General features: G+C 63.9%; 24 protein-coding genes and 1 tRNA gene. 15 read left to right on the forward strand and 10 right to left on the reverse strand.

Annotated elements, in window-relative coordinates:
- Window positions 1-441 precede the first annotated feature (441 nt).
- Window positions 442-3060 carry an ATP-dependent helicase gene (locus tag MCUHO_RS04725; protein WP_067074214.1) on the forward strand — a complete coding sequence of 873 codons (2619 nt, stop codon included), beginning with the start codon at window positions 442-444 and terminating at the stop codon, window positions 3058-3060.
- Entirely contained in the window at window positions 3057-3773 is a 717-nt protein-coding gene (locus MCUHO_RS04730; protein ID WP_067074218.1) for a metallophosphoesterase, read from the forward strand. Before MCUHO_RS04725 ends, MCUHO_RS04730 begins: the two co-directional genes overlap by 4 nt.
- An 18-nt stretch (window positions 3774-3791) precedes the next feature.
- Here the strand turns inward: MCUHO_RS04730 and MCUHO_RS04735 are convergent, their stop codons facing one another.
- The gene (locus MCUHO_RS04735) at window positions 3792-4079 is read right to left on the reverse strand and encodes a putative quinol monooxygenase (protein ID WP_067074221.1); all 288 of its coding nucleotides are present in this window, start codon (window positions 4077-4079) and stop codon (window positions 3792-3794) included.
- Window positions 4080-4186: 107 nt separating this feature from the next.
- Between MCUHO_RS04735 and MCUHO_RS04740 the strand changes: the two genes are divergently transcribed.
- Both MCUHO_RS04740 and MCUHO_RS04745 read left to right on the forward strand, forming a co-directional pair.
- On the forward strand, window positions 4187-4507 hold the full coding sequence (locus tag MCUHO_RS04740) for a DUF3784 domain-containing protein (protein WP_067074224.1): 321 nt from the start codon (window positions 4187-4189) through the stop codon (window positions 4505-4507).
- A 63-nt stretch (window positions 4508-4570) separates the two neighbouring features.
- A complete protein-coding gene (locus tag MCUHO_RS04745; protein ID WP_067074229.1) occupies window positions 4571-5728 on the forward strand; it encodes a PQQ-dependent sugar dehydrogenase in 1158 nt (385 codons plus the stop codon).
- Here the strand turns inward: MCUHO_RS04745 and MCUHO_RS04750 are convergent.
- The 5 genes from MCUHO_RS04750 to MCUHO_RS04770 form a co-directional block, all read right to left on the reverse strand.
- Complete coding sequence (locus tag MCUHO_RS04750) at window positions 5709-6308, reverse strand: DUF2179 domain-containing protein (protein ID WP_067074232.1); 600 nt, start codon at window positions 6306-6308, stop codon at window positions 5709-5711. The two genes, MCUHO_RS04745 and MCUHO_RS04750, sit on opposite strands and share 20 nt — an antisense overlap.
- 549 nt (window positions 6309-6857) lie before the next feature.
- Window positions 6858-7499 (reverse strand): ArsR/SmtB family transcription factor, encoded by a 642-nt coding sequence (locus MCUHO_RS04755; protein ID WP_067074236.1) that lies wholly within the window; start codon window positions 7497-7499, stop codon window positions 6858-6860.
- Window positions 7489-10236 carry an alanine--tRNA ligase gene (alaS, locus tag MCUHO_RS04760; RefSeq protein WP_067074240.1) on the reverse strand — a complete coding sequence of 916 codons (2748 nt, stop codon included), beginning with the start codon at window positions 10234-10236 and terminating at the stop codon, window positions 7489-7491. Before alaS ends, MCUHO_RS04755 begins: the two co-directional genes overlap by 11 nt.
- A 61-nt stretch (window positions 10237-10297) precedes the next feature.
- Complete coding sequence (locus MCUHO_RS04765; RefSeq protein ID WP_067074244.1) at window positions 10298-10615, reverse strand: SWIM zinc finger family protein; 318 nt, start codon at window positions 10613-10615, stop codon at window positions 10298-10300.
- Window positions 10612-11322, reverse strand: coding sequence for a Nif3-like dinuclear metal center hexameric protein (locus MCUHO_RS04770; RefSeq protein ID WP_067074247.1), 711 nt, complete (start codon window positions 11320-11322; stop codon window positions 10612-10614). Before MCUHO_RS04770 ends, MCUHO_RS04765 begins: the two co-directional genes overlap by 4 nt.
- A gap of 232 nt (window positions 11323-11554) precedes the next feature.
- Between MCUHO_RS04770 and MCUHO_RS04775 the strand changes: the two genes are divergently transcribed.
- The 4 genes from MCUHO_RS04775 (at window position 11555) to MCUHO_RS04790 (ending at window position 15622) form a co-directional block, all read left to right on the forward strand.
- On the forward strand, window positions 11555-12853 hold the full coding sequence (locus MCUHO_RS04775) for a PEGA domain-containing protein (protein ID WP_067074249.1): 1299 nt from the start codon (window positions 11555-11557) through the stop codon (window positions 12851-12853).
- Window positions 12854-12990: 137 nt separating this feature from the next.
- The gene (locus MCUHO_RS04780) at window positions 12991-14499 is read left to right on the forward strand and encodes a homocysteine biosynthesis protein (protein WP_067074252.1); all 1509 of its coding nucleotides are present in this window, start codon (window positions 12991-12993) and stop codon (window positions 14497-14499) included.
- Window positions 14496-14894, forward strand: a complete 399-nt coding sequence (locus tag MCUHO_RS04785) for a 4Fe-4S binding protein (protein WP_067074256.1) — start codon at window positions 14496-14498, stop codon at window positions 14892-14894. The genes MCUHO_RS04780 and MCUHO_RS04785 overlap by 4 nt, the downstream gene beginning before the upstream one ends.
- Window positions 14891-15622 carry a UPF0280 family protein gene (locus tag MCUHO_RS04790; protein ID WP_067074259.1) on the forward strand — a complete coding sequence of 244 codons (732 nt, stop codon included), beginning with the start codon at window positions 14891-14893 and terminating at the stop codon, window positions 15620-15622. The genes MCUHO_RS04785 and MCUHO_RS04790 overlap by 4 nt, the downstream gene beginning before the upstream one ends.
- Before the next feature lie 68 nt (window positions 15623-15690).
- On the opposite strand, the gene MCUHO_RS04795 is transcribed toward MCUHO_RS04790, so the two are convergent.
- The gene (locus MCUHO_RS04795; RefSeq protein WP_067074264.1) at window positions 15691-16083 is read right to left on the reverse strand and encodes a hypothetical protein; all 393 of its coding nucleotides are present in this window, start codon (window positions 16081-16083) and stop codon (window positions 15691-15693) included.
- A gap of 116 nt (window positions 16084-16199) precedes the next feature.
- On the opposite strand from MCUHO_RS04795, the gene MCUHO_RS04800 reads away from it, so the two are divergent.
- The 5 genes from MCUHO_RS04800 to MCUHO_RS04820 all read left to right on the forward strand — a co-directional run bounded on the left by MCUHO_RS04800 (window position 16200) and on the right by MCUHO_RS04820 (window position 19198).
- The gene (locus MCUHO_RS04800; RefSeq protein ID WP_067074268.1) at window positions 16200-16481 is read left to right on the forward strand and encodes a hypothetical protein; all 282 of its coding nucleotides are present in this window, start codon (window positions 16200-16202) and stop codon (window positions 16479-16481) included.
- A 5-nt stretch (window positions 16482-16486) separates the two neighbouring features.
- Window positions 16487-17011, forward strand: coding sequence for a tRNA (cytidine(56)-2'-O)-methyltransferase (locus MCUHO_RS04805; protein WP_067074271.1), 525 nt, complete (start codon window positions 16487-16489; stop codon window positions 17009-17011).
- A complete protein-coding gene (locus tag MCUHO_RS04810) occupies window positions 17008-18081 on the forward strand; it encodes an ATP-grasp domain-containing protein (protein ID WP_067074274.1) in 1074 nt (357 codons plus the stop codon). Before MCUHO_RS04805 ends, MCUHO_RS04810 begins: the two co-directional genes overlap by 4 nt.
- A 117-nt stretch (window positions 18082-18198) precedes the next feature.
- Window positions 18199-18720 (forward strand): transcription factor, encoded by a 522-nt coding sequence (locus tag MCUHO_RS04815; protein WP_067074277.1) that lies wholly within the window; start codon window positions 18199-18201, stop codon window positions 18718-18720.
- A complete protein-coding gene (locus MCUHO_RS04820; RefSeq protein WP_067074280.1) occupies window positions 18713-19198 on the forward strand; it encodes an HD domain-containing protein in 486 nt (161 codons plus the stop codon). Before MCUHO_RS04815 ends, MCUHO_RS04820 begins: the two co-directional genes overlap by 8 nt.
- Here MCUHO_RS04820 and MCUHO_RS04825 read toward each other — a convergent pair.
- Complete coding sequence (locus MCUHO_RS04825; protein WP_067074283.1) at window positions 19191-19694, reverse strand: regulator of amino acid metabolism, contains ACT domain protein; 504 nt, start codon at window positions 19692-19694, stop codon at window positions 19191-19193. The genes MCUHO_RS04820 and MCUHO_RS04825 overlap by 8 nt on opposite strands.
- A gap of 176 nt (window positions 19695-19870) precedes the next feature.
- On the opposite strand from MCUHO_RS04825, the gene MCUHO_RS04830 reads away from it, so the two are divergent.
- Window positions 19871-19955 (forward strand) — tRNA-Leu (locus MCUHO_RS04830).
- Between the two features lie 272 nt (window positions 19956-20227).
- Window positions 20228-20758 carry a YkgJ family cysteine cluster protein gene (locus tag MCUHO_RS04835; RefSeq protein ID WP_235808165.1) on the forward strand — a complete coding sequence of 177 codons (531 nt, stop codon included), beginning with the start codon at window positions 20228-20230 and terminating at the stop codon, window positions 20756-20758.
- 76 nt (window positions 20759-20834) lie between these two features.
- On the opposite strand, the gene MCUHO_RS04840 is transcribed toward MCUHO_RS04835, so the two are convergent.
- Together MCUHO_RS04840 and MCUHO_RS04845 are read right to left on the reverse strand one after the other, a co-directional pair.
- A complete protein-coding gene (locus MCUHO_RS04840; RefSeq protein WP_235808166.1) occupies window positions 20835-25172 on the reverse strand; it encodes a HEAT repeat domain-containing protein in 4338 nt (1445 codons plus the stop codon).
- A 380-nt stretch (window positions 25173-25552) separates the two neighbouring features.
- The gene (locus MCUHO_RS04845; RefSeq protein ID WP_067074293.1) at window positions 25553-26158 is read right to left on the reverse strand and encodes a helix-turn-helix domain-containing protein; all 606 of its coding nucleotides are present in this window, start codon (window positions 26156-26158) and stop codon (window positions 25553-25555) included.
- Window positions 26159-26265 lie beyond the last annotated feature (107 nt).

Genomic DNA, 26265 nt, shown 5'->3' on the forward strand with positions numbered 1-26265 from the left:
CGGCACAGGAAGGGAGAACGATTGCCGAAAATGACGACAACACGCATCATCCAGCCGGGAGGGGGACGCGGGTTGCGCCCGGCCGTTCCGGGGGATCCAATATCACTTAAATCGGGCAATAAATCCAATATTAGCGCAATAAACCCGCAGGATATCATCCACCCACCACGACCTACCGCTCCAAAAGATGCAAAAGGCTATTTCTGATGATTGCAAAATAGATACAAAATTCGGCACAACGCTCCGGCCGCAACAGGAGCAATATAGCTGCCAGAACTCATTTCTGCAGCATCATACACCCACTTCGACGCCATATCGCGCTGATGTTGGTAAATTCTTCCGGACAGAGAGCGGATCAGGGATTACGCAGGTCTGCCGGTCCCCGCATCGATATGCGGGAGGGCGCACGGCGGGACTCAAGGGACGACAAGAGGTAACAGGATGGAGACGCGGCCGGAAAGGCATTCGAACGAGGAGATCCTCGAACTCCTCGACGAGAACGTACAGGAATGGTGCATACGAAGACTGGACGGGCGGTTCACCCCGCCGCAGCAGATGGCGGTCCCGTTCATCCACGAGCGAAAGAACGTCCTCATCTGCTCGCCGACCGGATCGGGAAAGACGCTCTCGGCGTTTCTTGCAATCATCGACGACCTCTTCGTCCGGGCACGGGCGGGGGCGCTCGAAGACAGCGTCTACTGCCTGTATGTCTCGCCGCTCAAGTCGCTTGCAAACGATATCCACAAGAACCTCAGCCAGCCGCTCGAGGGAGTCGCCGAGATCGCCCGCGAGCGCGGGATCGATCACGCCCCGCTCCGCCATGCCATCCGGCACGGGGACGTCTCGCGGGCGGATAAGGCGAAGATGGCGCGAAAACCCCCGCACATCCTCAACATCACCCCCGAGACCCTCGGGATCCTCTTAAACTCCCCGAAGTTCCGCGAGAGCCTCCGGACGGTCCGCTGGGTCGTCGTCGATGAGATCCACTCCCTCGCGGGCTCGAAGCGCGGCGTACACCTCTCGGTGAGCCTTGAACGGCTCGAGGAACTGGTGAAGGAGGCGGGCGGCGGCTTCACCCGGATCGGGTGCTCGGCGACGATCGAGCCCCTCGCCGAGGTCGGCCGGTTCCTGGTCGGCGCCGGGCGCGAGGTGGAGATCGTCGATACACGGTTCGCGCGGGAGTTTGACTTGAAACTCCTCTGCCCGGTCCCCGACCTGATCGACACCACCCCCGAAGACCTCGCGCGGCACCTTTACTCGACGATCCACCGTCTCGTCCAGGGGCACAGCAACACGCTCGTCTTCACGAACACCCGGAACGGCGCCGAACGGATCCTCTACAACCTCCGCGCCCGTTACCCCGAGTGCTACACGGAGGAGAACACGGGCTGCCACCACGGCTCGATGGGAACGGACGGGCGGCTCTCCGTCGAGGAGCGGCTCAAGTCCGGGAGGGTGAAGGTGGTGACGACCTCGACGTCGCTCGAACTCGGGGTCGACATGCCGCACGTCGACCTCGTCCTCCAGGTGGGCTCCCCGAAATCCGTCGCGGCGCTCCTCCAGCGGGTCGGGCGGGCCGGCCACCGCCTCGGCGAGGTGGTGAAGGGGCGGATCGTCGTCCTCGACCGCGACGAACTCGTGGAGTGCGCGGTGATGCTCCGGGAGGGGCAGAACGGGTTCGTGGACCGGATCCACATCCCGGAGAATTGCCTGGACGTTCTCGCGCAGCACGTCTTCGGGATGGCGCTCGATGGGGAGACGCGGATCCAGGGGATGCTCGAGGTGGTCCGCCGGTCGCACTGCTACCGCGACCTCGAGGAGGAGGACCTGATGAGCGTCGTCCGCTACCTCGCCGGGGAGTACGCGGGGCTCGAGGAGCGCCGGATCTACGCGAAGATCTGGCACGACGCGGAGGAAGGGACGGTGCGGAAGCGGGGGCGGAACGCCCGGATGATCTACTTCCTGAACTCCGGGACGATCCCCGACGAGTTCTCCTGCGACGTCCTCACCCGGGACGGGGTCTTTGCCGGAAACCTGGACGAGAAGTACCTGGAACGGATGAACAAGGGCGACGTCTTCGTCCTCGGCGGGCGGCGCTACCGGTTCGCCTACCGGCGGGGGGGAAAACTCTACGTCGACCCGACGACCGACCGGCCGACGATCCCGAGCTGGTTCTCGGAGAAACTCCCGCTCTCGTTCGATCTCGGCCTGCACGTCCTCCGGTTCAAGGAGATGATGCTTCGCGCGATGGAGACGGCCGGAACAGAGGAGATCGTCGAGACCCTCCTCGCCGACTACCCCATCGACGAGAACAGCGCCCGGAGCATCTGCGCGATCTTCGAGCAGCAGGTGCTCTATATGGGCGACGAAGCCGTCCCGACGTTGAAGCGGATCGTCGTCGAGGAGCAGATCGACCGGGAGAACCATCGCCGGCTCTACTACTTCATGACCAACTACGGGCTGCGGTTCAACGACGGGTTCTCCCGGATCGTCGCCTTCACGATCGCCCGGGACGTGACGACGAACGTCTCGGTCGGGATCAGCGATACCGGGTTTCTGGTCTCGATCCCGCTCGAGAAGCAGGTCGATCCCGCACGCATTCTCCAGGGCATCCGGGCCGACGAGTGCAACGAGATCCTTAAGGAGGCCGTCGGGGATACCCAGCTCCTGAAGCGGGTCTTCCGGATCAACGCCGCACGGTCGTTCATGATCCTCCGTAACTACATGGGCCGGCGGAGAAGCGCCCGGCGCCAGCAGGTGAGCGCCGATATGCTGATCTCGTTTGCCAAACGGCTCGACGGCTTCGCCGTGATGCGGGAGACCTACCGGGAGGTGATCGATGACCGGTTCGAGGCGGAGAACATCCGGCGGATCGTCGACGGGATCGGTGCCGGCGAGATCGAGGTCGCCCTGACCCGCGCCGCGTCCCCGAGCCCGCTCGCGTTCGGGATAGCGACGCTCGGCGTCTCCGACGCGGTCTACGCGCAGGACAAACTCTCGATGCTCCGCGAGTTCCAGCGCCGGGTGATGAGCAGCATCGGAGGCGAGGCGGCGGCATGAACGCGGTCACGGAGGCCGACCTCCTCTCCCGGTTCGGCTTCTACAAGGGCGCGCTCTACGTCAGGGAACAGTCTCTCTGCGTCGTCTCCGACGTCCATATCGGACTTTCCGAGGCGCTCTACCGGCAGGGCCTCCACTTCCCGCTCCACGAGGAGGAGACGCTCCTCGAACGGTTCGAGGCGATCCTCGGCCGGTTCAAGCCGGAGGTCTTCGTCCTCGACGGGGATATCTTCCACGCCTTCGACCGGGTGAGCCGGGACGTGAAGGAGACGTTCGAGACGATCGTCGCGACTCTGAAGGCCAGGTGCGAGGTCGTCCTCGTCCGGGGCTCGCACGACGTCATGCTCCCCGCGATAGCGGGAGGGTCGGTCGAGCGCTACGACCGCGGCGGCTACACGGTGGTTCACGGCGATCAGGCGGTCGACGACCACGGGACGCTCATCATCGGCCACGACCACCCGGCGATCGAGATCGATATGGCCCGGTTCCCCTGCTTCCTCTATGGCCGAGCCGTGGCCCGCGGGAGGGATATCATCGTATTGCCCGCATTCAATCCGCTCTCCCCCGGCGTCATGATCAACTATGTAAAGAGCCGGGACTTCCTCTCGCCCATCCTCCGCCGCGTGGATGCAGGAAGCCTCCAGCCGGTGGTGGAGGTCGACGGCGAGGCGGTCGTCCTCCCGCCGCTCGCCGGCATCCGGCGGTTCGCGTGAAGAGAAGGGGGAAGAGGCTCAGACAACTTTCCGGTACAGACCGATATCGAGCGGCCCGGCAAACAGGGGCCCCGCTCTCTCCCCGAAGCCTTTGAAGTGCGCCGTCTCGTTGTGGGAGTCGATTGCGGCCCGATCCTTCCAGACCTCGATGAACGCGAACTTCGCGGGGTCAGCGAGATCCACGTAGAGGTCGTACGAGATATTTCCGTCCTCGCGCCTGCTCGCATCGACCAGGTCCCGGGCTATTTCCATGAACTCATCGCTCTTCCCGGATTGTATGCTGCACCGTGCAACGATCGTGATCATACAGTGTCCCTCCGCGCCCGTGGTGCTGCCGCAGAGATGATAAATCTGCGCATCTGCCGGCGAATACCGGAACGCTCTAGCATCCGCCCCTCAAACAGGATCATCGTGTGGATCGCAAACATTCTCGGGGGAGCGGTCGTGCTTTTTTTGGGATCGTCGTCCGGGCCTTCAACGCGAGCGGCCTCATTGCAGGCTACAATACCGCCCCTGCAGAGGAACGGGCGAGATACGACGAGAAGGTGCTGGCGAGGTTCACAGGCAACCTCCTGATCGCCGCATCCGCCCTCCTTCTTGCCGGAGGGGTGCTGCCAATCGTTCCCGGTATGTCGGCCATTATGGCCGGCATATCGTGGCTGGTATTTCTCGCGATCGTCATCGGGGGCGTCGTCTCCATGAAGACCGGAGACCGGTTCAAACGTCAGGCATAGCGGCCGGGCTGCGTGAGTAACCCCTATATATCCTCCCCGCCATCCGGAGTCCGGAGATGATGTATGTCACGCCGGACCATTCTCATCCTTGCCGCGGTTGCGACGATTGCCCTCCTCGGGATCGCCGTGGCCGTCGTGATGCCGCCGGGCGGCGGCACCGCCGGAACCCTGCCGCTCGATACGATCGCCCTCCCCGCAGGGTTTGCGATCGACGTCTATGCCGGAAACGTCACCGGGGCGCGGTCGATGACCATGACCCCGAACGGGACGCTCTTTGTCGGGAGCCGCGGCGCAGGGAACGTCTACGCCATACCCGACCGCGACGGCGACGGGAGAGGCGATGAGGTGATCACGATCGCAAGCGGTCTCGACTCCCCGAACGGCGTCGCGTTCCAAAACGGCTCCCTCTACGTCGCCGAGATCAGCCGCATCCTCCGCTACGACGGGATCGAGGCGAACCTCGATAACCCGCCGGAGGCCGCGGTGGTGAGCGACGCCTTCCCGGACGAAGCCTCGCACGGGTGGAAGTTCATCGCGTTCGGCCCCGACGGGAACCTCTACATCCCCGTGGGCGCCCCCTGCAACGTCTGCGACCCCGAAGACGAGCGGTTCAGTACCATCTTCCGGATGAACCCGGACGGAACCGATCTCGAGATCTACGCCCGGGGCATCCGGAACACCGTGGGGTTCGACTGGCACCCGGAGACCGATGAGTTATGGTTCACCGACAACGGCCGCGACTGGCTCGGCGACGATATCCCGCCGGACGAACTGAACCGGGCGCCGGAGAGCGGGATGCACTTTGGGTTCCCCTACTGCCACGGCACGGCGATCCCCGACCCGGAGTTCGGGGAGGAGCGGTCGTGCAGTGAATTCACGCCCCCCGAGCAGGAACTCGGCCCGCACGTCGCTGCACTCGGGATGCGGTTCTATGACGGCGGGCAGTTCCCGGAAGAGTACCAGAACAGGATCTTTATCGCCGAGCACGGCTCCTGGAACCGGGCGGAGCCGATCGGCTACCGGGTGACGATGGTCAAACTCGAGAACAACACTCCCGTCGCCTATGATGTCTTCGCGGAGGGCTGGCTCCAGGGAGGCGACGCCTGGGGTCGGCCGGTGGACGTCGAGATCGCGAACGACGGCTCAATCCTGGTATCGGACGACCGGGCGAATGCCATCTACCGGATAACCTACGGAGAGGTCACTTCCCCCTCCGGATGACCCTTCCGAAGGAGAACGGGGTCGGGCCCGGCAGGGTTGCCGGGAACGTCCCCTCCGCCGCTCGCCGGACGTCCTCGATCGAGTAGAACGCCTTGGGGTTGAACTCGTGGATGGCGTCCTCCACGTCGCGCATGTTCTTGCGCTTGACCACCGAGAAGATCACCTTGCCCGGCCCCTGCTTCCCGTGTGCGTCGAGGACGGTCACCCCGTAACCCGCGGCGCGGAGGTAGTCGATGAGGTTCGTCGCGTCGCGCTGGGTGATGATCCGGATGAGGGCAAGCCCCATCGCCAGCCGCTCCTCGACGAGCATTCCGATGTAGTTTCCCGTGGCGAACCCGGCCGCGTAGGCAAAGTAGTTGAGGGGGTTCGTGAGGTTCTGAAAGATCTGGCCGACGGCGATGATCCAGATGAAGACCTCGGCGAATCCGAGGATAGGGGCGACCACCTTCATCCCACGGGAGACGAAGATGATCCGCATCGTCCCGATGGTGACGTCGCAGATGCGTGCGAGGAAGATGAAGACCGGGACGACGACCAGGGAGAAGATCTCCGGGTCGATATCCGGGACGACGCCGAGCATGGATCATGGTTGACGAGCAGGTGATATATTATTATCCATATTCAAATATATGTCGGACACAAAAAATTTCATAGAACCAATATCTTGGGATATCAGATGAAATTGTCGGGATAAAAGGAGAGTATACCCCGCAGATGTTACGGAGAGGCGCGGTATCGGGATCGTCGCCCGCTCCCAGATAGGGGTTCCTCTCCCGGGAGCCCCTGAAGCAGCCGGAACTCGGCCCGCCGTCCGTGCGAGCGCAGGATGTCATGAGACCGTCGTAAACCGCATTCCGGCCACGTTCCCGGGCAGATTCGCCCTTCAGCCCGGAATATGGCCGGAATCGCCATGAGATAGCCTTATGGTATCAGGGTCCAATCAGGCACAGTGTGGTGATATACCATGCCGAAATGTTACAGCTGCGGAGCGGAGATCAACCCGAAGAAGACGCGTTGTCCGAGATGCGGAGCAAAAGTCGAAGCAGGAACCGGAAAACAACCGGAAGCGGGAGTTGCAAGGGGGCGGCGATAAAGACCCTCTAAACCCCCTCATCTGACCCTTTTTAGATCATTTCTCTTCTTCTTGGTAGCGCGGGGATGTGCGCCACCAGTAGTAGACCTCGTAGGCGAGCAGCGCAAGCAGCACCACGCAGGCGCCGAAGAAGAAGCCCATCACGATGTCGTGGACCGGCAGCGCCCCGGCACCGTCCAGGGCAGGGACGGGAGACTGGAGCGTCGAGGCATCCTCGCCGGTCCCGCCGGCGTATTTATCCCCGTTCTCGGACATTACCCGTGAGACGGGCGTAGAGCCGCCGAACGGCAGCAGCGCCGGGAGGATCGACCAGAGCCCGATGCTCGCGAGGACGACGATCCCAAAGAGCGTCGCGTATTTCTGCAGCACCGACCGGAGATCGCTTGCCGGCGATGCGATGATGAAGACCTGGTTCGCAAGGCCGTAGACCTTCACCTCGCGTCCCTTCTCGCTCCAGCGGGTCTCCATGACCTCGAGAAGCCCGGCGTCGAGAAGGTTCTCGATGTGGTAAGAAGCGGTGGTGATGGGGATCTTCATCCGCCGGGCGACCTCCGACGACGTCAGCGGTCCGCCGCCGAAGGCCTGGATGATCGCGTTTGCCGTCTGGCTCGCCATCGCCCGGGCGATCTTCTGTGTCTGTTCATCGCCCGGCTGGATAACTACAACATCATTCGCCATGGAGTGCTTCGATGATTCTGTTGCGCCCGTGCTCGAGCGCCTCCTCGAGCCGGGAGGCTTCCGGGCCTGCGCCCTGCGCAAGGTTCGGCTTGCCGCCGCCCTTCCCGCCGAGGATGCCGCAGACCTCCCGCACGATATCAACGGCGTTCACCGCCGGGGCGCCCGACGTCGCCACCACCTTCGCGGTACCGTCGCCCGACGCAAAGAGCGCCACGCCGCCCTCTTCGGCGACGGTCGTGGCGAGTGCGACGAGTTCCTTGTGGGTCGCATCGAGCGTTCTGACGACGACCCGGACACCGTCCACCATCTCGCCGTCGAGATTCTGCATCTCGAGGTCCACCACTTTCTTCTGGAGACGCTCGATATCTTTCTTCTGTTCCTTCCATTCCGAGAAGAAGCGCGTTACCGTCGCCGGCAGGTTCTCGGGCTGGACGCTCACCACGTCGGCGGCCTCCTGGAGGAGGTCGGCCAGGTGCTGCACGGCATGCACGGCGGCGATACCGGCCGCAAAGACCAGCCGCTCGACGCCGTCCTGGATATGCTCGACGCCGAGAACCCGGATCGACCCGATCTCGCCGGTCGTCCGGACGTGCGTTCCAGCACACGCCTGCACGTCGGCGCCGACCTGCACCGTCCGGATCTCCCGGCCCGGCGGGACGCCGCCCTGGTAGAGGCCGAACCCGTACTTCTGCTCGGCCTTCGTCCGCTCCTCGACGTGGATGTAGACCGGCGTATCGGCCATGACCAGCCGGTTCGCCTCAATCTCGATCCTCTTGAGTTCGTCGGGCGTGATATGCTTGTAGTGCCGGATATCCAGGCGGGAAACCTCGCTTCCCTTCTGGGCGCCCGCCTGATGCACGTGGACGCCGAGCACCTCCTTTGCGGCGCGCAGGAGGACATGGGTCGCCGTGTGGTGGCGCATCAGCGACCAGCGGCGTTCCTCGTCCACCATGCCCTTCACCCGTTCGCCGCGCTTCAGGCAACCGCCGGTGACCCGGTGGAGGATCACCTCGCCGAGTTTCGTGACCTCCTCCACCCGCACCATGTTCTCGGACGTCACCAGGGTGCCGGTATCGGACGGCTGACCGCCGCCCTCCGGGTAGAAGAGCGTCTGGTCGAGCACCGCTATCCCGTCGAAGTAATCCAGCACCATCGCCTCGAACTCGACCTCGTTCGGCAGTTCGTAGTAGAGTTTCTTCGTCGGGGGGAGGGAGACCGCACGCTCGCGGTAGGCGTCGAGCGGGTCTTCCCCTTTTGCCTCCTTCTGCGCCTCCGAGTGCGTCTCGGCGATCAGCGAGTAGAAGTTGTCGGGGATCTCCACGACGGCGCCCTCGGCGGCAGCGACCTCCTTGACCATCTCGGGCGGGATGCCGTGCGAGTCGTAGAGGGTGATGACCTCCTCGAGGGGAACCCGGGAACTCTTTGACTTGTAGTTCCGGGCAAGCTTCTGGACGATCCGGGCTCCGCGCTCGAGCGTGCTTGCATACCGCGCCTCCTCGCTCTCCACGATCTCCCGTACCGCGTCCGCTTCCTGCTCGAAGTTCTCGACCCCGACAACCTGCATCTGTGCTTCGATCAGGTCGGCGAGATCCTCGTCCATCGAGAGGTCGTTCATCATCCGGAGCGTCCGGCGGAGCACGAGTCGTGCAAGGTAGCCCTCGCGAACATTCGAGGGGACGATGCAGTCCCCGAGCATGTAGGCGAGGCAGCGGGTGTGGTCGGCGATCGAGTAGACCTTCTCGATCGGCACGACGATCCGCTCAAGCCGTTCGACCGGCACGCTGATCGCATCGGCGACCTTCCTCCGGAGGTTGTAGAGGTTCGTCCCGGAGATGTCCATCACACCGGCGAACCGGGCGCTGAGCCCCATGATCTTCGTGAACTCCGGGTTGTCGAGGAGATCCTCGAGATGGGCCGACCGCATCAGGCGGCTCACCATCTCCGGGAAGACCGCATCGTAGATCGTCGGCGAACCCTTCGAGGCCCAGACGAACCGCTCAAGGCCGTAGCCGGTGTCCACGATATTCAGCCGCATCGGGTAGTACGGCACCCCGTTCACGTCGACGGGCGGCTGGTCGGTCTTCTGCCGCCCGAGGTTCATGAAGACCAGCGTCGCGACCTCAAGGCCGCCGATGAGCACCTCAACGGATGCCCCGGCGTTGCCCCCGCCGTACCAGGGATGCTCCTTGTAGCTGACCCGGGCGGGATCGCCGCCGATGGACTTGATGAACTCGTCACAGAGAGCGACCGTCTCGTCTTTCCAGTAGATCTGCTCTTCCGGGGTGTTGAAGGCGTGGTGCGCCATCATCTCAAAGAGCGTCAGGTGGCGCCCGGATCTCCCTACCGAGTCGAGGTCGTTTAACCGGATGCAGGGCTGGGAGATGGTCAGCGGGTTCGCCGGCGGAGGAACGACCCCGCTCGTGACGAACGGCTGAAAATCGGCGATGGATGCGATGGTGAGGTAGATGTCGTCTCTCCACCGGGCGGCTACAGGATATCGTTCGAGGCGTGTATGACCGTGCCGCTCGAAGAACGAGAGGAACGCCTCCCGCATCTCACTAACATTATGGGGTTTGAAGACCGGGTTGCCGATGAAGTTATACGTCACGCACGGGGCGTCGCCGCAGAACTCCTGTTCGGGGTCCCGGGTCCAGAAGGCTGACCCGCAACTCTTGCAGACCTTCCGCTCAAACCCCTCAGACTTGAAATAATCGAGCGTATATTCTTCCTCGAGCATTGAAAATCACGCAGCATAAATTGGTATGATTGTGACCGATATAGTTGTTTGTGCGTATTGTTTAAGTTTTCCAGGTATCCTGATACCAGAGGTCATAGGATTCATATAATCCCGTCCTCTCGGCGATGCGCACCGCAAGGATGTGCCAGCATTCGCGCCCCCGGAAGAGGAAATCGCTGCAGGTGCAGAAGTCGCCTTCGACGATGTACTCGCTGCTCCTGCCCACCACGACGAAGAAGTCGAGATAACGCTTCACCTGCCCGGCATCGACGGCTTCGAGTGCCTTTCTCCCTCGCTCGCCGTATACACGCTCGATGCAGGTGCGAAACTCCGGCGTCAGCGCCCGGTCGCGCTCGATCTTTCCCCAGATACCCCTCATGAAACTACCACTACGTGTGGCGGATCAGGGATATAATGCCACCCCATGCGGGACGCGAGAGCCTCCATGGCCGGAGCCTCGAGCGCGTAGTGAGTGGCCTCCAGGCAGGGGATGGGCGACGCACGGACAACGCTGTGCTTCAATTCCGCCGAGAGGAACGCCTCCGCCCCGAGACCGACGGCCTCCCGGATCAGGTCGGGGTCGAACCCGCTCCCACCCACGACGGCGAGGCGCCGGATCGTTCCCACCTCGCCGTAGACCCGGATCCCTCCGCCCGGAAGTCGGCGGGCGATCTCTTCCGCGTCGAGGGAGCAGTTGCCGACGAGGCCGGCGGTCATCCGCTCCATTCCGGTGAAACCGAGCCGGGCCGCGAGGACGTCGTTGACGCCGCCCTCGGCATGGTCGAAGTTCGTGTGCATGACGTAGAGATTCATCTCGGCGGCAAGGAGCGTCCGGAGCAGGCGCGAGGTCGGTCCCCGGACCGCCGTGACCGGGCTCCAGAGGGGAGTATGATGGACGATCAGCACGTCCGCGCCGGCACGGGCGGCGGCATCCACCACCTTCTGCGTGGCATCGAGCGCACAGCAGACGGTTCCGATCTCTTCTCTTCCCTCGACGACGAGGCCGATCCTCCCTGTATCGTACTCCTCGGCCAGTTCGGGCGGGGCAACCTGCTCCAGTGCGGCGATGAACCTCTCGATATCCATACAGTACCTCGTATGATTCTCACAAAAATAAAAGGGTGGACGAGAACACCGCCCTGCACTCCCGGCCCGGTTCCTCCCGTCGAATAAATTTTCGTTTCCCGGGAGGTTTTGGATATTATTCGAGAGCAAACGGGTTATAATCATATAAAGGAGGCGGGCAGGGAATAGATCAAATCGAAATAATTATCCCTGAAAAAAACGAGATTCAATCATCGTCTTTCGGAGACAGAACATGCTGAGACCTCTTATTATCGGAACAATACTCCTCGTTCTCTGCGCCGGCATCCCCGCCGTTTCCGCACTGGGAGGAGATGAAGGATGGTACCGCGTTCACTGCAACGTGGACGGTGCCGACGTCTACTTTGACGGACAGTACAAAGGAACCACCTACGGAGGGGCGCTCGACGTCCCGGTCTACACCACCGGGTCGCCCTACAACACCTTCCGGGTAGAGAAGAGCGGCTATCAGTCCTACACCGGCAGCCTGGCCTCTGACCCCGCAGCCGGGGAAACCGTGGACGTCTACGCGACGCTGCAGCCGGTCGAGACCGCCGGTTCGATCCATGTCACCTCGAGCCCCTCGGGTTCGGCCGTTTACTTAAACGGGAACTACCGGGGTACTGCACCGCTCACGATCCAGAACCTCGTCCCCGGCACCTACTCGCTTGAAGCCGATCACACGGGCTACCAGTCCGATTACGCCACCGTCACGGTCAGGGCGGGGCAGCAGTCGAACGTGCAGTTCACCCTGACCCCGATCGAGCAGTACGGCTCGATCAAGGTCACCTCCAGCCCGTCGGGTGCATACGTCTACATGGACGGCACCTATAAGGGCAAGACGCCCCTGACGCTCACGAGCGTCTCGGCGAAGAAGCACAACATCGAACTCGATCTCTCCGGCTACTACGACTGGATGTCGAGCGTGACCGTGAGCCCCGGCGTGACCAGTTACGTCAACGCCCACCTGACGTCCGTCCCCTCCGAGACCACCGGCGCCATCGACGTGGTCTCCTACCCGGCAGGCGCGGACGTCTTCCTCGACGACAAGTACCAGGGCAAGACTCCCACGGCAGGAGTGTATGCGATCTCGAACGTCGCGGTCGGATCCCATACCGTGAGAGTCGCCCTCTCCGGCTACCTGGACTACACGACGTCGGTCGTCGTCAGCGGAGCGACCACGAGCCATGTCACCGCGACGCTCCAGCCCGGCCAGCAGCCGACCTCGACGGGCTCGATCTCAGTCACCTCCTCCCCCTCCGGAGCCGAGGTCTACATCGACAACGCCTATAAGGGCATCACCCCGCTGAACCTCGACGGCGTTGCCGCCGGCACCCACGCGGTCAGGGTGGCGCTTGCAGGCTACGGCGACTGGTCGACCACCGTTCAGGTCGGTGCCGGAAGCACCGCCTCGGCCTCGGCCTCGCTCTCGCCCGTGCCGACCCAGGCACCCCACGCGGGCGTGGCTCCCTTCGCCGTGATAGGCGCGCTCGGCGTCCTCGGACTCCTCGTCGCGCTGCACAGGCGGGACTGAACCACAAAGAACCCACACTTTTTTTGGGAGGTGCAAACCTCCCCGGGTTATCGCTGCCGGTAGCGCTCATACCCCGACCCGATATTACCTAAAGTAATAATCAACACCTATAAATATTCCAAAATGAATATACGTTCATGGAAAAGTCCCTCGACCTCATCAATGCCCGGATACGCGACGGTACTGCACGAGTGGTTACCGCCGAGGAGATGCCGGGCATCGTCGACGAACTGGGAGAGGAAGGGGCACTGGCGGAGGTCGACGTCGTCACGACCGGGACGTTCGGGGCAATGTGCTCTACCGGTGCCTTCTTCAACTTCGGGCACGCCGACCCCCCCATCCGGATGGAACGCGTCTGGCTCAACGACGTGGAAGCATACGCAGGAATCGCGGCGGTCGACGCCTACCTGGGCGCAACCCAGGAGGCCGACACCAAAGACCGGTTCTACGGCGGCGCCCACGTCCTCGAGGAACTCGTCGCCGGAGGCACCGTCGAACTGCGGGCGACCTCCCGCGGAACCGACTGCTACCCGCGCCGGAGCATCACGACGGAACTGCTGCTCGAGGACATGAACCAGGCGATCATGGTCAACCCGAGGAACTCCTACCAGAGTTACAACGCAGCCTCGAACACCACCGACCGGACGCTCAACACCTACATGGGGACGCTCCTCCCGCGGTGCGGCAACGTCTCCTACTCCGGCGCAGGAACCCTCTCGCCGCTCGCGAACGACCCCGGCTTCCGGGTCATCGGGAGCGGTGTCCCGATCTTCCTTGCCGGGGGAGAGGGCATGATCGTCGGAGAAGGCACCCAGCACTCCGCCGGAGGCGGGTTCGGGACGCTGATGGTGTCCGGGGACATGAAGCAGATGCGCCAGGAGTTCCTGCGCGCCGCGGTGATGAACGGCTACGGCGTGACGATGTACGTCGGTGTCGGCGTCCCGATACCGGTGCTCGATACCGGGATTGTCCGGGGCACCGCGGTCCGGGACGAGGATCTCATGACCAATATCATCGATTACGGCACGCCCCGGCGCGACCGGCCGTCGCTTGCGAAGGTCAGTTACGCCGACCTCAGGAGCGGCTCGGTCGAGCTTGGCGGTGAGACGGTCAGGACGTCGTCGCTCTCCAGTTACCGGCGAGCACGGGCGGTAGCGACGGAACTCAAGGACTGGATCGAGCGGGGGAAGATGGAACTTGCGCTCCCCACCCGCCGGATCGACACGACGAAGCGTGCGAGGCCGATGCGGGAGACGGCCGTCACCCCCCGCGTCCGCGACATCATGAACCGGCAGGTGATCAGCATCACGGAGGACGAGGAGATCCGGGTGGCAGCAAAGCGACTCCTCAAAGACGAGACGAACCACCTCCCGGTTCTCGACGGGAACGGCACGCTGGTCGGGATCATCACCACCTACGACGTCTCGAAGGCGGTGGTGACGGACGGGAAACTGCGGCAGGTGAAGGACATCATGACCCGGAAGGTGATCAAGACGACGCCCGACGAGCCGGTGGACGTCGCCGCCCAGAAACTGGAGCAGAACAATATCAGCGCCCTTCCCGTAGTGGACGCGACGAACCGGGTGGTCGGCATCCTCTCTGCGATCGATCTCGGGAAACTCTTCGGCGGGAGGCGGCGGCGATGAAACTCCTGCTGATCTTCTCCCGGAAAGGGAAAACGGATCCGGGAAGAGAACCGGTGATCGCGCAGGTGGTGAAGGAGACCGGCGTCCTCATCAACGTCGAGAAGGCCAACATCGACTCGATGGCCGGCGAAGTGCTGATCGACGTTCCGGACAGAGACGCCGACCTGATCCGGCGGCGCCTCGAGGAGATGGGGGTCACCGTCCGCGTGATGGAGAATGCCGTCGTCCTCGACGAGGAGGAGTGCATCGACTGCGGGGCGTGCATCGGCGTCTGCCCCCAGGAGGTCTTCTCCTTCGACGCCGAGTGGCGCCTTTCCGTGAGCGCCGAACGTTGCGTTCTCTGCGGCAAGTGCATCCGGGCGTGCCCGCACGGCGCCCTCTCGCAACAGGGATGATCCGGGAGCACTTCGAGTTCCGGCAGACGATCACGACGATCCTCGCGGACGATCCCCTGCATATCGAGGCGGCGAAATCCGGGATGCTCACCGCCCGGCGGGAGGTCGAGCGGCAGATCGCCGGCGACCCCTATTTTTCGGCAACGCTCGAGCCGTATACTCCAAAAAACCCTGCTAACGTCCCGGCCAGCATGGCCCGGGCCGCTGCGGAGGCCGGGGTCGGGCCGATGGCGGCGGTGGCGGGCGCCATAGCCCGGGCGGGGGTGGAGGCGATGGTCGAGGCCGGCGCGGCGTTCGGCCTGGTCGACAACGGGGGCGACATCGCTCTCGTGAACGACCGCGAGGTGACGATCGGCATCTATGCGGGCGGATCACCGTTGAGCGGACGATTTGCGTTCCGGGTTCCTCCGGGCGAGGAGATCCTCGGCATCTGCACCTCGTCGGCGACGGTGGGCCCGTCGATCAGTTTCGGCACCGCCGACGCCGTGACGGTCTTTGCCCCCGACGTCGCCGCCGCGGACGCATGGGCGACGGCGATCTGCAACAGGATCACGGCCGACGACACCTCCGTCCTCGACGACCTTCCGGGAAGAGGTATCCGGGGCGTGCTCGCCGTCATCGGCGATGCAGTCGTCCGATGGGGAGACCTCCCGCCGATCGTCCGGGCAAGGGTGGACGAACGACTGATCACCGCCGGCAGCGACTGGCAGTATTATGGCAGGAGCTGAAGAAACCCGCAGGGTTTCTGGCCGATCGCCGGTCTAGTGCGGGTTTCAGTTCGCACGAAGCCGACGCATCAGAGGCACTCCTCTATGTAGCGGGCAATCTCCGCGTATGCTCCCGCGCCGCTGAACCGTGCGAGCGTCCTCTCCCCGTCGGTGAGGAGAACGACGGGCTTCCCGCCTTCCATCAGAAAGATCACCTCGTAGAGGTCGACCTCGTCGATGACGAGCCCCCGTGCGAGGTCGGACGCCGCGTGAAGTTGCAGCCGCTCCATCGTCAGTTCGTCCGGCGTCTCCCGGAAGTAGTAGTAAAAGACCTGATATGCATTGAGGAGGTCGGAGGAGAGCAGCGCCTCCCGCGTCTCGTCATCAAGCGTATCCAGTATCTTCGCGAGAAGCTCTTCGTCGTCGTCGCTTGCCTCAAAGAGGCTCTCGGCAAGTTCCGCCAGTTCCTTATAATCGACCATACCCGATTTCCACCTGCAGATCCAATCTCTCGCACCGGCAAACCGCGCCGATAACGGCCGGCAGAGCCGGAACGGTGCAATAAACTATATCGGTCTCCCCGGAAAAAAGAATAGGTGTGCGTGAGGAAGATCTGGACTGGGCCGTATACCACCGGATTCCCGAAACCGGCGATATCACGGTCGAAGACCTGGTAGAAACCACCGGATTCGAGTCCGGTGCGGTGACGGCATCGCTCGAGCGTCTCGAACATCATCTTCTCATCAGAAAGTCGGGGGAGACGGTGCGCCTCCTCTCCATCCAGGAGTCGCTGATCGAGTGCCAGTGCCGCCATACCAGAGAAGACCTGCCGTTTGTCATCGAGAACGGCGTCATCCGGGCGAAGGGGAGAGAGGAGTGAGCGGCATGCCCGAAGTAGCCGTGCTCCGGATAGGCCACCGGCCCGAACGCGACCAGAGGGTGACGACCCACGTCGGGCTCGCGGCGCGGGCGCTCGGTGCCCGGGGGATGTACCTCGCCGCAGACGATCCCGGTGTCGCTCTGAGCATAACGGACGTGGCAGACCGGTGGGGAGGAGACTTCTTCATCGAGAACGACGTCAAGTGGCGGCGGTGTATCCAGGACTGGAAGGCCGCCGGCGGCAAGGTCGCCCACCTCACGATGTACGGGCTCCGGATGACCGACGTCATCGACGATATCCGCACAGAGGAGCGGGTGCTCGTCGTGGTGGGGGCGGAGAAGGTGCCGGGCGACATCTACGGGCTCGCCGACTACAACGTCTCGGTGACCACCCAGCCCCACTCGGAGATATCGAGTCTCGCCCTCTTCCTCGACCACCTCTTCGAGGGAAAGGAACTCAACCGGGAGTACCCGGACGCGAAGATCCGGATCGAGCCGACCAAGGTCGGAAAGAAGACGGTGGAGCGGTGAGGGGCCGGGTTCTGGTTGCAGGGTTCGCCACGCGGCACGTGGCGCAGTCGGCCCGCCGGGCCGGCTACACGGTCTACGCCGTCGACCACTTCTGCGACCAGGATCTCGGCTGGTACACGGAGGACTGCATCTCGTTCGACGAACTCGACGAACTCCCGGAGAAGATCGCCGAATTCGCCATCCGCCACCCGGTCGACGCGCTGGTCGTCGCTTCTGGTGCCGAGACCGTCGGGACGGCGATCCCGCTCTGCGGCACGCCGCCCGCGAAGGTGGAGCGGTTCCTCGACAAACTTGAGATCCAGCGGTTCTTCGAGGGGCTGGACGTGCCGGTTCCGCCGCTTGCGGAAGGCGACCGCTACCCGGCGATGGTCAAGCCGCGCCGGGGAGCGGGAGGATGGAGGAACGCGGTCGTGAGAGCGGAGGAAGAACTCCGCCGGTGGGAGGAGGCCTGGCCGGACGTGCCCTATATCGCGCAGGCCCTCGTCGACGGGATTCCGTCGAGCGTCTCCTGCGTCGCGGACGGCCGACGTGCGCGGGCGATCGCGGTCAACCGCCAGATCCTCCGGGGCGGGGGGGAATCCGCGCACGGGTTTGCCGGGTCGCTCACCCCGTTCTCCCATCCCCTTGCCGGGGAGATGATCGCGGCGGCGGAGCGGATTGCCGCTGCAAGCGGGTGCGTGGGATCGGTCGGGATCGATTTTGTCGCGGGAGAGAAGCCCTGGGCGATCGAGATCAACCCCCGGTTCCAGGCCACCCTGGACACCGTCGAGATGGCGACCCAGAAGAGCGTCTTTGCCATGCATATGAACGCCTGCCGCGGGGTGATCCCGGCAGCGGTGCCCGCGCCGCGGCAGGTCGCGATCAGGCGGATCCTCTTTGCCGACCGGGACATGCGGCTTGACGCCGACCTCTCGAACCTTGCGCCCCGCGTCGCCGATATCCCCTGGCCCGGAACCGAGTTCGAGGAGGGGCACGCCGTCGCGAGCGTCTACGGCTGCGGCGCAACAGAAGAGGAGGCGTATGCCGACCTCGAGAGGAACACCGCGGCCGTCCGAAGGCTGATCGGGTGATGAGCCTGCCGCCCGAGGACGGGAAAAGTGAATTAAAGGTTAAGAGCAGAGTATGGTAGACATCGATGCAGTATATATACTCTTATACGTTTATCCAATTACAGGAGAGATTTGACCATGGTATCCGTCACTGAACTGTTGAACGATCCGGCGATCAACGCCTATGTCCTGCGCATGATCGGGGAAGAGGGAATCGAACTTCTCAGACGGTTCCCCGAAGGAGGAGAGCACAGTGACGAGGAACTTGCCGAGATGACCGGGGTCAACCTCAACACCGTCCGTCACACCCTTTATACGCTCTATGAGAGGCGCCTCGCCGAGTACCGGCGGCTGAAGAACACCGAGACCGGCTGGCTCACCTACCTCTGGCACCTCCGCCTCGACCGCGTCCACGACGTGCTCGAAGAGCAGGTCCGGGACGTGCTCGAACACCTCGACACCCGGCTCGCCTACGAGGAGAAGAACGACTTTTACATGTGCAAGAACTGCAGCGTCGTCTACACCTTCACGGATGCGGCGAACTGGAACTTCGAGTGTCCGAACTGCGAGGAGATGCTCGAACATTTCGACAACGAGCTCATCGCCGTCGCTCTCAGGAAGAGAATCGACAGGATCAAGGAGAGCCTCGGGAGTGCGTGAAGAGGACTGCATCGGTCTTCTCAGGCGGGCGGGGTGTTCCGACGGGGTCATCGCACACTGCCGGGCGGTGCGCGACCTTGCGCTCGCCTACGCGTCCGATCCCCTCGTAAACCGCGACCTGGTCGAGACCGGCGCCCTCCTCCACGATATCGGCCGGGGGGTGACGCACGACCTCTGCCACGCCGAAGCAGGCGGCGAGATATGCCGGTCGTTCGGTCTTGACGAAGCGGTCGCCGCCATCGTCGAGCGGCACATCGGGGCCGGGCTGACGGCCGACGAGTCTTCGCTGCTGGGTCTTGCCCCGCGCGACTGCATGCCCCGGACGCTCGAGGAGAAGATCGTCGCCCACGCGGACAACCTGGTGAAGGGAACCCGCGCCATCGTGCTCGAAGAGCGGCTGCAGCACGCAATCGACCTCCCGCGCAGGCAGAGGAAGCGGATTCGCCGGCTTGCGCAGGAGATGGAACTCTTCAGATGACCAGCCGGTTTACCTGCGGGAGCGCCCGCATCTCTTCGTAGACCGATGCCGGGATCCGCGGTTCGTCGACGATCATCACGAGTTTCGGCTCCTCCGCGAGGTAAGGGTCGGTGACGAAGATCTGGCGGATGGAGAGGTTGTGCTCGACGAGGACTTCCACCGCCGCGCCGACGATCCCTTTCTGCTGCGCGTCCTTCGGGTAGAGCGTGATGACCGAGAGGCCGAGAGCCTCGGCGACCCGGGTGAGGTCGGGGGCGGCGCGCATCCGGAGGAAGACCTCGCGCAGTTCGGGGTTCTCGAGGATGCGGCGGGCGGTGGCGTCGACGACTCTCCGGTCGGTCTCGATCGCCCTGCCGATGTGCGTCGCGGGGATCTCGATCCCGTTGCAGACGATGCGCCCCTCTTCGTTGATGCCGAACCCGTTCTCCAACAGGAACCGGACTACCCTGCCCTGGGACGGCGAATCGGCAAACTCCCGTGAGATGTCAGCCCACATGCGGGAGCGTTGGAACTGGACGCATAAATACACATCGAAGGCGGTTCCGGTGCGCTGGGGTACAGGTATCGCAGGAGGGATCCGCCCAAACAGTTCCCTGTCCCGCGCCCGCGGAAGCCCGGGTTCCGGCAGAGCAACCTATTTTATGTTGCAGCGCATTGTATAGAGAAGAACAGGCGAGGGTTGCCAAGCCAGGTCAAAGGCGCCAGGTTGAGGGCCTGGTCTCGTAGGAGTTCGTGAGTTCGAATCTCACCCCTCGCATTCGATTTTGCCAAAATGCAGTTTTGCTCCGATTTCGGTCCGAAAGAGATCTCCGTCGGAACCATGTAACCTGCATATCCCATGCATGTCCTTTCTCAGGCGTCTGGATCGCACTTTGGGCAATCCGGCAGACCCGCACAGGTTGCCGGGAACCGGGCGGCTTATCCGTGACCGGACAATTCTCCAGCAGGTATTTCATCGTTGCGACGCGTAATATCGAATAACGAGCATGTTCGCAGATCAACCGACCGGAATCCGGGGAGACAACCACCATGGCGTGTAGGTGCTGCCAGTGCGGCAGCTGCTGCAGCAATATGAGAAACGTCCACATGGTCATCGAAGAGCGCGGCGACTACACCTTCGTCGTGCGTAACGCCTACACCGGGGACGTGAAGGAGGTGCGGGTCGACCCGGACAAGATCGCGCTCTTCGAGGATACGAGCAGCATCGCGGAACTGCCGGACGCATGCCCCTTCCTGAGGTTCGAAACTCCCGGCGATTCTCCTGCTCCGTCCCACGGGAACGTCGCATTCGACGGGAAGAAGGGAAAGGCATGGTGCACCGTCCACCTGACACGCCCCGAGATCTGCCGCGATTACTGCTGCTGGCGTCTCCTCATCCTCGATTCGGAGGGCCGAAGGGCCGGGCGCGTGATGTACCAGACAACGTTCCTCCCGGACACCGATGAACTCCGCCGGCTCTGGGAACAGGTGCAACCGACGCTGAACGGGCTCACCGGCACCGAATGGGACGATGCCGTCATCGATATTCTCACGGCAGCCGGATACCGCGTCCGCCGGTAACTGGCGCGAGACTCAAAAAAAGCCGGGGGATGCTGCAAGTTTCCGCCGAAACCGTGGGAAAAGAGTCCGGGCCCGCCTACAGGTCGCCCGTCTCATCCCCCGCCCGCGCCCGGATCCGCTCCACAGCATTCTCGGCGGCTTTCCGGGCGTACCAGTCCTCGTCGTCGAAGATGCGCTCGAGAGGAGCGATTGCCCGTGCATCCCCGATCTCAGAGAGCACGTCCGCCGCACGTTTCCGGACATCGCCGTCCGGGTCGCCGAGTGCGGAGACGACCGGATCCACCGCCGGGGCTCCTATGGTGATGAGCGCCGCCGCGGCCTCCCGCCGGACACTGTAGTAGTCGTCGTGGAGGAGGTTCATGAGCCCCGGAACCGCACGCGGGTCGCCGATCTCGCCGAGGATCATCGCCGCCCGCCGCCGGATGCTGTCGTCGCGATCGTCAAGCACGCGCACCAGCAGTTCGACCGCGGCCGTTCCTGCCCGGGCGAGATCGCCCCATCGCTCCTTTGCGATCAGGTAGACGATCGTCTCCTCCTCCGGTGGCGACCATCCCAGGCGGTCGAGGGCGTCCGCGACCCCGGCACGGACACGGAAATGCTCGTCGGCGAGCGCACCGGGGAGCAGGCGTGCCGCGGGTTCGCCGATCAGCACGAGCGCCGCCACCGCACCCTTCCGGGACGCCTCGTTCCCGTCCCTGAGAAGACGCAGGAGCGGCCTGACCGCCGGTTCGCCCATCAGCCCGAGCGCCCGCACCACGACACGCTCCAGGCGCTGGTCGTCGTGCAGGAGCGCGTCGATCAGCGGCTCGATGGCCGCCGGGTTCCCGATCTTGCCGAGCGTCGCGGCCGCTCCCATCCGGATTGCCGGGGGAGCGACGCAGAGAGCCCGAACCAGCGGTTCGACGGCCGGATCCCCGATGCCGACGAGCGCCCGCGCCGCACCCAGGCGGATCTGCCAGTCGCGATCCTGGAGAGCGTCGATGAGCGGAATGACTGCCGGTTCACCGATCATCTTGAGCGCCTCGACCGCCTTTCTCTGCGTGCCGTCCTGCTCGGTGCGAAGCTCATCGATCAGCCTCGCGACTGCAGGAGCCCCGATCATCCCGAGTGCTCGTGCCGCGCCCACCTGGATTGCACTGTCGGGATCGTTGAGCGTCCGGATCAGGGGCTCGACCGCACCGGGCCCGATCCCGGCGACGGAAGCCCACTGCTCCTTCGCGATCAGGTAGCAGACGGTCTCGCTCTCGGTCCGCGGCTCCCATCCGGCCCTGCCGAGAACCTCCGCCGCGCCCAGCCGCACCAGGTAGCGTCCATCGTTGAGCGCCTGCGTAAGCAGATCGGTGACCGGGCTCCCGAGGCGGGTGAGGACGTCGATTGCCCCGAGCCTGACGGCATCGCCGGGGTTCCCCAGCGCCCCGATGAGGGGGGCCGCAACCGCTTCCCCGAGACCGACGAGTACATCTCCCGCCCGCTGCCGGATCAGGGCATCGTCGCTCCCGAGCGCCTCGACCAGGGCATCGAAGGCATCCTCCCCCATCGCCTCGAGGATCCCGGCTGCCGTCTGCCCGATCTCGGGGTGCCCGAGAACCGGGACGAGCGCGCCGGCCGCAGAACCCCCGATCCTGACCAGTGCTCCTGCAGCCGTCTTCCGGAGCCGGGTCTTCTCCAGTGCCCGGATCAGCGGTTCCACCGCCGCATCCCCGATCGCGACAAGCGTCTCTACCGCCGGATCGCGGAGCGCCTTTCTACCGAGCAGGAGGAGCAGCGAGGGAACCGCAGGGGCCCCGATGCCGGCCAGCGCCTCCATTGCTCCGGCCTGCACCGCCGGATCAAGGTCGCCGAGCCGGGGCACCAGGAGATCAACGGCGGGAGCACCGAGACCCACGACCTCCGGCCATCGCTGCAGCGCGATCAGGTGGACGATCTCCTCCTTCGTCCCCCCTTCGGGAACCCACCCGAACTGTTCGAGGACTCTTGCGGCTCCCATGCGGATCGATGAGTTCTCGTGGCCGAGCGCGCCGGCAAGTGGCTCGAGTGCCGGAGCGCCGATCCCGGTGAGCGCCGCTGCCGCCCCCGCCTGCCCGTCGCCCTCCTCGCCGAGGAGAGGGATGAGGGCGTCTACCGCAGGCGCACCGATCCCTACCAGGGCATCGACGGCCTTCCGGTGAAGGCGATCCCTGCCGGTTCTGACGAGTTCGACGATGGCCGGAACCGCCTCAGGCGTCCCGAGTCGGCCAAGAACCTCGACGGCGTTCTCCCGGGAGGCCCCGGTTCCATCTTCAAGCACCTCAAGGACGGGCGCCACGGCCGGTTCCCCGATGGCTACGAGCGCATCCGCCGCCGCCGGGGCGACGGCCTCATCGGCGAGGGCAGCCACGAGCGGCCCTACCGCCCCCGGATCGCCTATCTCGCCGAGCGTCGCCGCAGCCTCACAGCGGATACGGTCGTCGTCGCCGTTGATTACCCGGATCAGCGGATCGACGGCCGGCGAGCCCATCAGAGCAAGTTCCGTCCATTCCTCCCGGGCAATCAGGAACCAGGCCCGTTCGGCATCGCTCCAGGGTTCCCAGTTCATCCTGCCGAGAATCCCGGCGACCCGGGATCGGATACGGGACTGCCCGGACGTCAGTGACTGGATCAGGGCCGGTACCGCCGGCTCGCCGTGGGCACCGAGAACTTCACAAAGCGCCTCCACCGTCTCCTCGTCCGTGGAGTCCAGGGCGCGGATGCACCCCTCGGTCGCCGGTTCGCCGATCTTCGCCAGAGCCGCCGCCGCCGTTCTGCGGAGGGAGGGGACGGCGAGCAGCCCGATGAGCGGCTCGACCGCCGGAGAACCGATCTCCGTGAGCGCCATGGCCGCCAGGGGACGGATCTCGTCACCTGCTTCGTGCAGAAGTTCGACCAGGGGACCGACCGCGGCCCCGCCGATCTCCCCGAGAGTCCGGGCGGCGTTCCACCACACCCCCCTGTCGGGAGACCTCAGGATGTGAATGAGAGGTTCGACCGCGGTTTCACCATAGTCCGCGACATCGAGCCACGCCTCGTCGGCGATCAGGTAACGTATCGCACCGGCATCATCGGGGGCCTTCCATCCAAGTTCCCGGAGGACGGAGGATGACGACCTCCGGATGCTCCGTTCAGACGCACCGAGGGCCTCGATCAGGAAGGGGGCGGCTTCGTCGCCGATCTCCCGGAGCGCGTAGCGGGCACCGAACTGAACCTCGCCGTCGCCGTCGGCAAGTGCTGCAATGAGAGGCGGCACGGCGGGACTCCCGATGCGGACGAGCGTGGCTGCCGCCCCGATCTGCGCCGTAACGTCCCCGAGCGCAGCAATCAGCGGAGGGATCGAACCCTCGCCGATCAGGGCGAGGGCTTCGGCGATGCACCATCGCCGCCCGTCGTCCGCAAGAGCAAGCGCCCGGACCAGGGGATCCACGGCATCGGCTCCCCGCTCTGTGATGGCATCGACGGCTCGCCCGCGAACGTCGGCATCGTCACTCCCGAGGTCATCGATGAGCGACTCTATCGGGCGTTCATCGTCCCCCTCCACAGTCTCACGGGCAGGGAGAGAGGCGGTCACGGCCGCCGGCTCTTCGTCTGAGAGATCGAGATCGGCAAACCCGGAAGAGGGGTCGAGATCTCCGTCGCCGAACCCGAGCATCTGCATGAGTTCATCGTCGCTGAGGGAGTCGGGGTGCGGGGCAGGCAGGCCGTCCTGAACGCCGGACATACCGTCATCCGGATCATCCGGTTCTTCCGGTTTCTTCGGATCCTCTGGATCCTTCGGTTCCTTCGGATCCTTCAGATCCTCCGGTTCCTCCGGTTCCTCTGGTTCCTTCGGATCCTTCGGTTCCTTCGGATCCTCCGGATCCTTCGGTTCCTTCGGTTCCTTCGGATCCTCCGGATCCTCCGGAAACGAAAAGGCGGGGAGGGCTTCGGCCTCGGGGTTCTCCGGAGGGAGGGAAGCGAGATCCCCGGGGCGGTCCACGGGGGAAGGGGCGGTAACCGTTCCGTCCGGCGAAACGAGTTCATTGAATCGCTGGAGGGCATCGGGGATCCTCTCAAGCCTTTCAAGGATGTTCGTACCATCGTCGGCCGGGCCATGCCCGGTCGGAGGTGTCTCGACGGACTCACCGGCAACCGGGGATTCGGGATCGTCCTCACTACCGTTCTCTTCGGCACCCCTCTTCATCCAGCGCCGGATAAATGAAGAGCCGTTCGGCCCGAAAAGCCCGGCCAGGCTCACGATGGGGCATACGGGCTCGACCGCCGGTATACCCGGAACGTCCATACCGGGCTGGAGAAGGAAAAGGCATACGATACCGAAGATCACGCAGATCAGGGCATACGACGTCGGAAAAGGTTCACGGCCGTCATCGAGTCCGGGAACACTCCCATCCGCAGATGGCGACAACACCATCACCACATCGTGGATTCCGGCTGCCGGATCAGCGAATTGGCGGTCCGGGAATACTCGTCGGTCCTCGATGCACATAATGAAACCTTTACGTCTAAAAATTAAATATGTTTGTTTCTCTAGCCCGGGAAATAAAAAAATATTTAAATATTACCTGTTTCAGGAACAGATATTAGCTCTCCGGGCCCCAGGGACTCCGGGCCGCGCCCGCACCGAACCGATGAGGCGTATCAGATGGTGGTCACGGGTATGATGCTGCACGGAGCGTTGCAGCAACGTGACCGATCAACCGCTATCTGCGGCATGGGCATCCGGAGATGTGCGGCCCGGCTGCCGAATTGATCCCATGGCACCTGAATGTAACTACGAACGGCCGATCAGAACCCTTCGTTCATGATCCGGGTGAGTTCCGAGCGCTTGATCCGCCAGGTGCCTCCGCACTTGACCGCCGGAATCCGCTCCTCCCGGATGAACTCCCGGATCCGCCCGGGAGTGAAGTTCAGGGTCGAGGCAACGTCGTCGACGGTGAGCATTGCGTCGCCTGCATTATAGCGGTGGTCGCACCCGATCGTCTCCCAGTTCTCGTCGGGCAGCATGATGGTGATGACCGGTTCGCCGTCGTCCCCCGGGGAGACCGCGGCCTTGAAGGTCAGGGTGGGAACAAGGCCGTTCTGGTAGAGACTGACCTGAAACTCGAACACTCCCTCGGTCGTCGTGCAGGCTCTGGCCCTGAACGCATGAAGGGTGTCCCAGAGGTTCTCCGTAACAGTCTCCTGCGGGATATTCGGGAACGGAACCATGCTCTCTGCGACCCGTGCCGAGACCGCAAGGGGAAGGGTGATGCCCAGATCCCTTCCCATACGGGTGATCTCGATCAGATCGCCGTCCTCGATGGCGTCCTGGCGTGTCTTGCTCTGCTGTTCCGGGTCGGCAAGCCCCCAGATCTCTTCCGGTTTCCGCAATTGCACTCTTCGCATCTCCATGGGTCTATCTCTCCGGACTAATTTCGCGCTCTACTATACCACTATAGGGATATCGATCTTAAAATATTTACCAAATATTTCGCAGTATTTTCCGATTTCTTACGAGC

This window comes from Methanoculleus horonobensis (assembly GCF_001602375.1).
Taxonomy (GTDB): domain Archaea; phylum Halobacteriota; class Methanomicrobia; order Methanomicrobiales; family Methanoculleaceae; genus Methanoculleus; species Methanoculleus horonobensis.

Excerpts from the sequence above, each read along its gene's own strand:
- MCUHO_RS04725 (WP_067074214.1), top strand. The coding sequence starts at position 442 with ATGGAGACGCGGCCGGAAAGGCATTCGAACGAGGAGATCCTCGAACTC.
- MCUHO_RS04730 (WP_067074218.1), top strand. The coding sequence starts at position 3,057 with ATGAACGCGGTCACGGAGGCCGACCTCCTCTCCCGGTTCGGCTTCTAC.
- MCUHO_RS04735 (WP_067074221.1), bottom strand. The coding sequence starts at position 4,079 with ATGATCACGATCGTTGCACGGTGCAGCATACAATCCGGGAAGAGCGAT.
- MCUHO_RS04745 (WP_067074229.1), top strand. The coding sequence starts at position 4,571 with ATGTCACGCCGGACCATTCTCATCCTTGCCGCGGTTGCGACGATTGCC.
- MCUHO_RS04750 (WP_067074232.1), bottom strand. The coding sequence starts at position 6,308 with ATGCTCGGCGTCGTCCCGGATATCGACCCGGAGATCTTCTCCCTGGTC.
- MCUHO_RS04755 (WP_067074236.1), bottom strand. The coding sequence starts at position 7,499 with ATGGCGAATGATGTTGTAGTTATCCAGCCGGGCGATGAACAGACACAG.
- alaS (WP_067074240.1), bottom strand. The coding sequence starts at position 10,236 with ATGCTCGAGGAAGAATATACGCTCGATTATTTCAAGTCTGAGGGGTTT.
- MCUHO_RS04765 (WP_067074244.1), bottom strand. The coding sequence starts at position 10,615 with ATGAGGGGTATCTGGGGAAAGATCGAGCGCGACCGGGCGCTGACGCCG.
- MCUHO_RS04770 (WP_067074247.1), bottom strand. The coding sequence starts at position 11,322 with ATGGATATCGAGAGGTTCATCGCCGCACTGGAGCAGGTTGCCCCGCCC.
- MCUHO_RS04775 (WP_067074249.1), top strand. The coding sequence starts at position 11,555 with ATGCTGAGACCTCTTATTATCGGAACAATACTCCTCGTTCTCTGCGCC.
- MCUHO_RS04780 (WP_067074252.1), top strand. The coding sequence starts at position 12,991 with ATGGAAAAGTCCCTCGACCTCATCAATGCCCGGATACGCGACGGTACT.
- MCUHO_RS04785 (WP_067074256.1), top strand. The coding sequence starts at position 14,496 with ATGAAACTCCTGCTGATCTTCTCCCGGAAAGGGAAAACGGATCCGGGA.
- MCUHO_RS04790 (WP_067074259.1), top strand. The coding sequence starts at position 14,891 with ATGATCCGGGAGCACTTCGAGTTCCGGCAGACGATCACGACGATCCTC.
- MCUHO_RS04795 (WP_067074264.1), bottom strand. The coding sequence starts at position 16,083 with ATGGTCGATTATAAGGAACTGGCGGAACTTGCCGAGAGCCTCTTTGAG.
- MCUHO_RS04805 (WP_067074271.1), top strand. The coding sequence starts at position 16,487 with ATGCCCGAAGTAGCCGTGCTCCGGATAGGCCACCGGCCCGAACGCGAC.
- MCUHO_RS04815 (WP_067074277.1), top strand. The coding sequence starts at position 18,199 with ATGGTATCCGTCACTGAACTGTTGAACGATCCGGCGATCAACGCCTAT.
- MCUHO_RS04825 (WP_067074283.1), bottom strand. The coding sequence starts at position 19,694 with ATGTGGGCTGACATCTCACGGGAGTTTGCCGATTCGCCGTCCCAGGGC.
- MCUHO_RS04835 (WP_235808165.1), top strand. The coding sequence starts at position 20,228 with ATGGCGTGTAGGTGCTGCCAGTGCGGCAGCTGCTGCAGCAATATGAGA.
- MCUHO_RS04845 (WP_067074293.1), bottom strand. The coding sequence starts at position 26,158 with ATGGAGATGCGAAGAGTGCAATTGCGGAAACCGGAAGAGATCTGGGGG.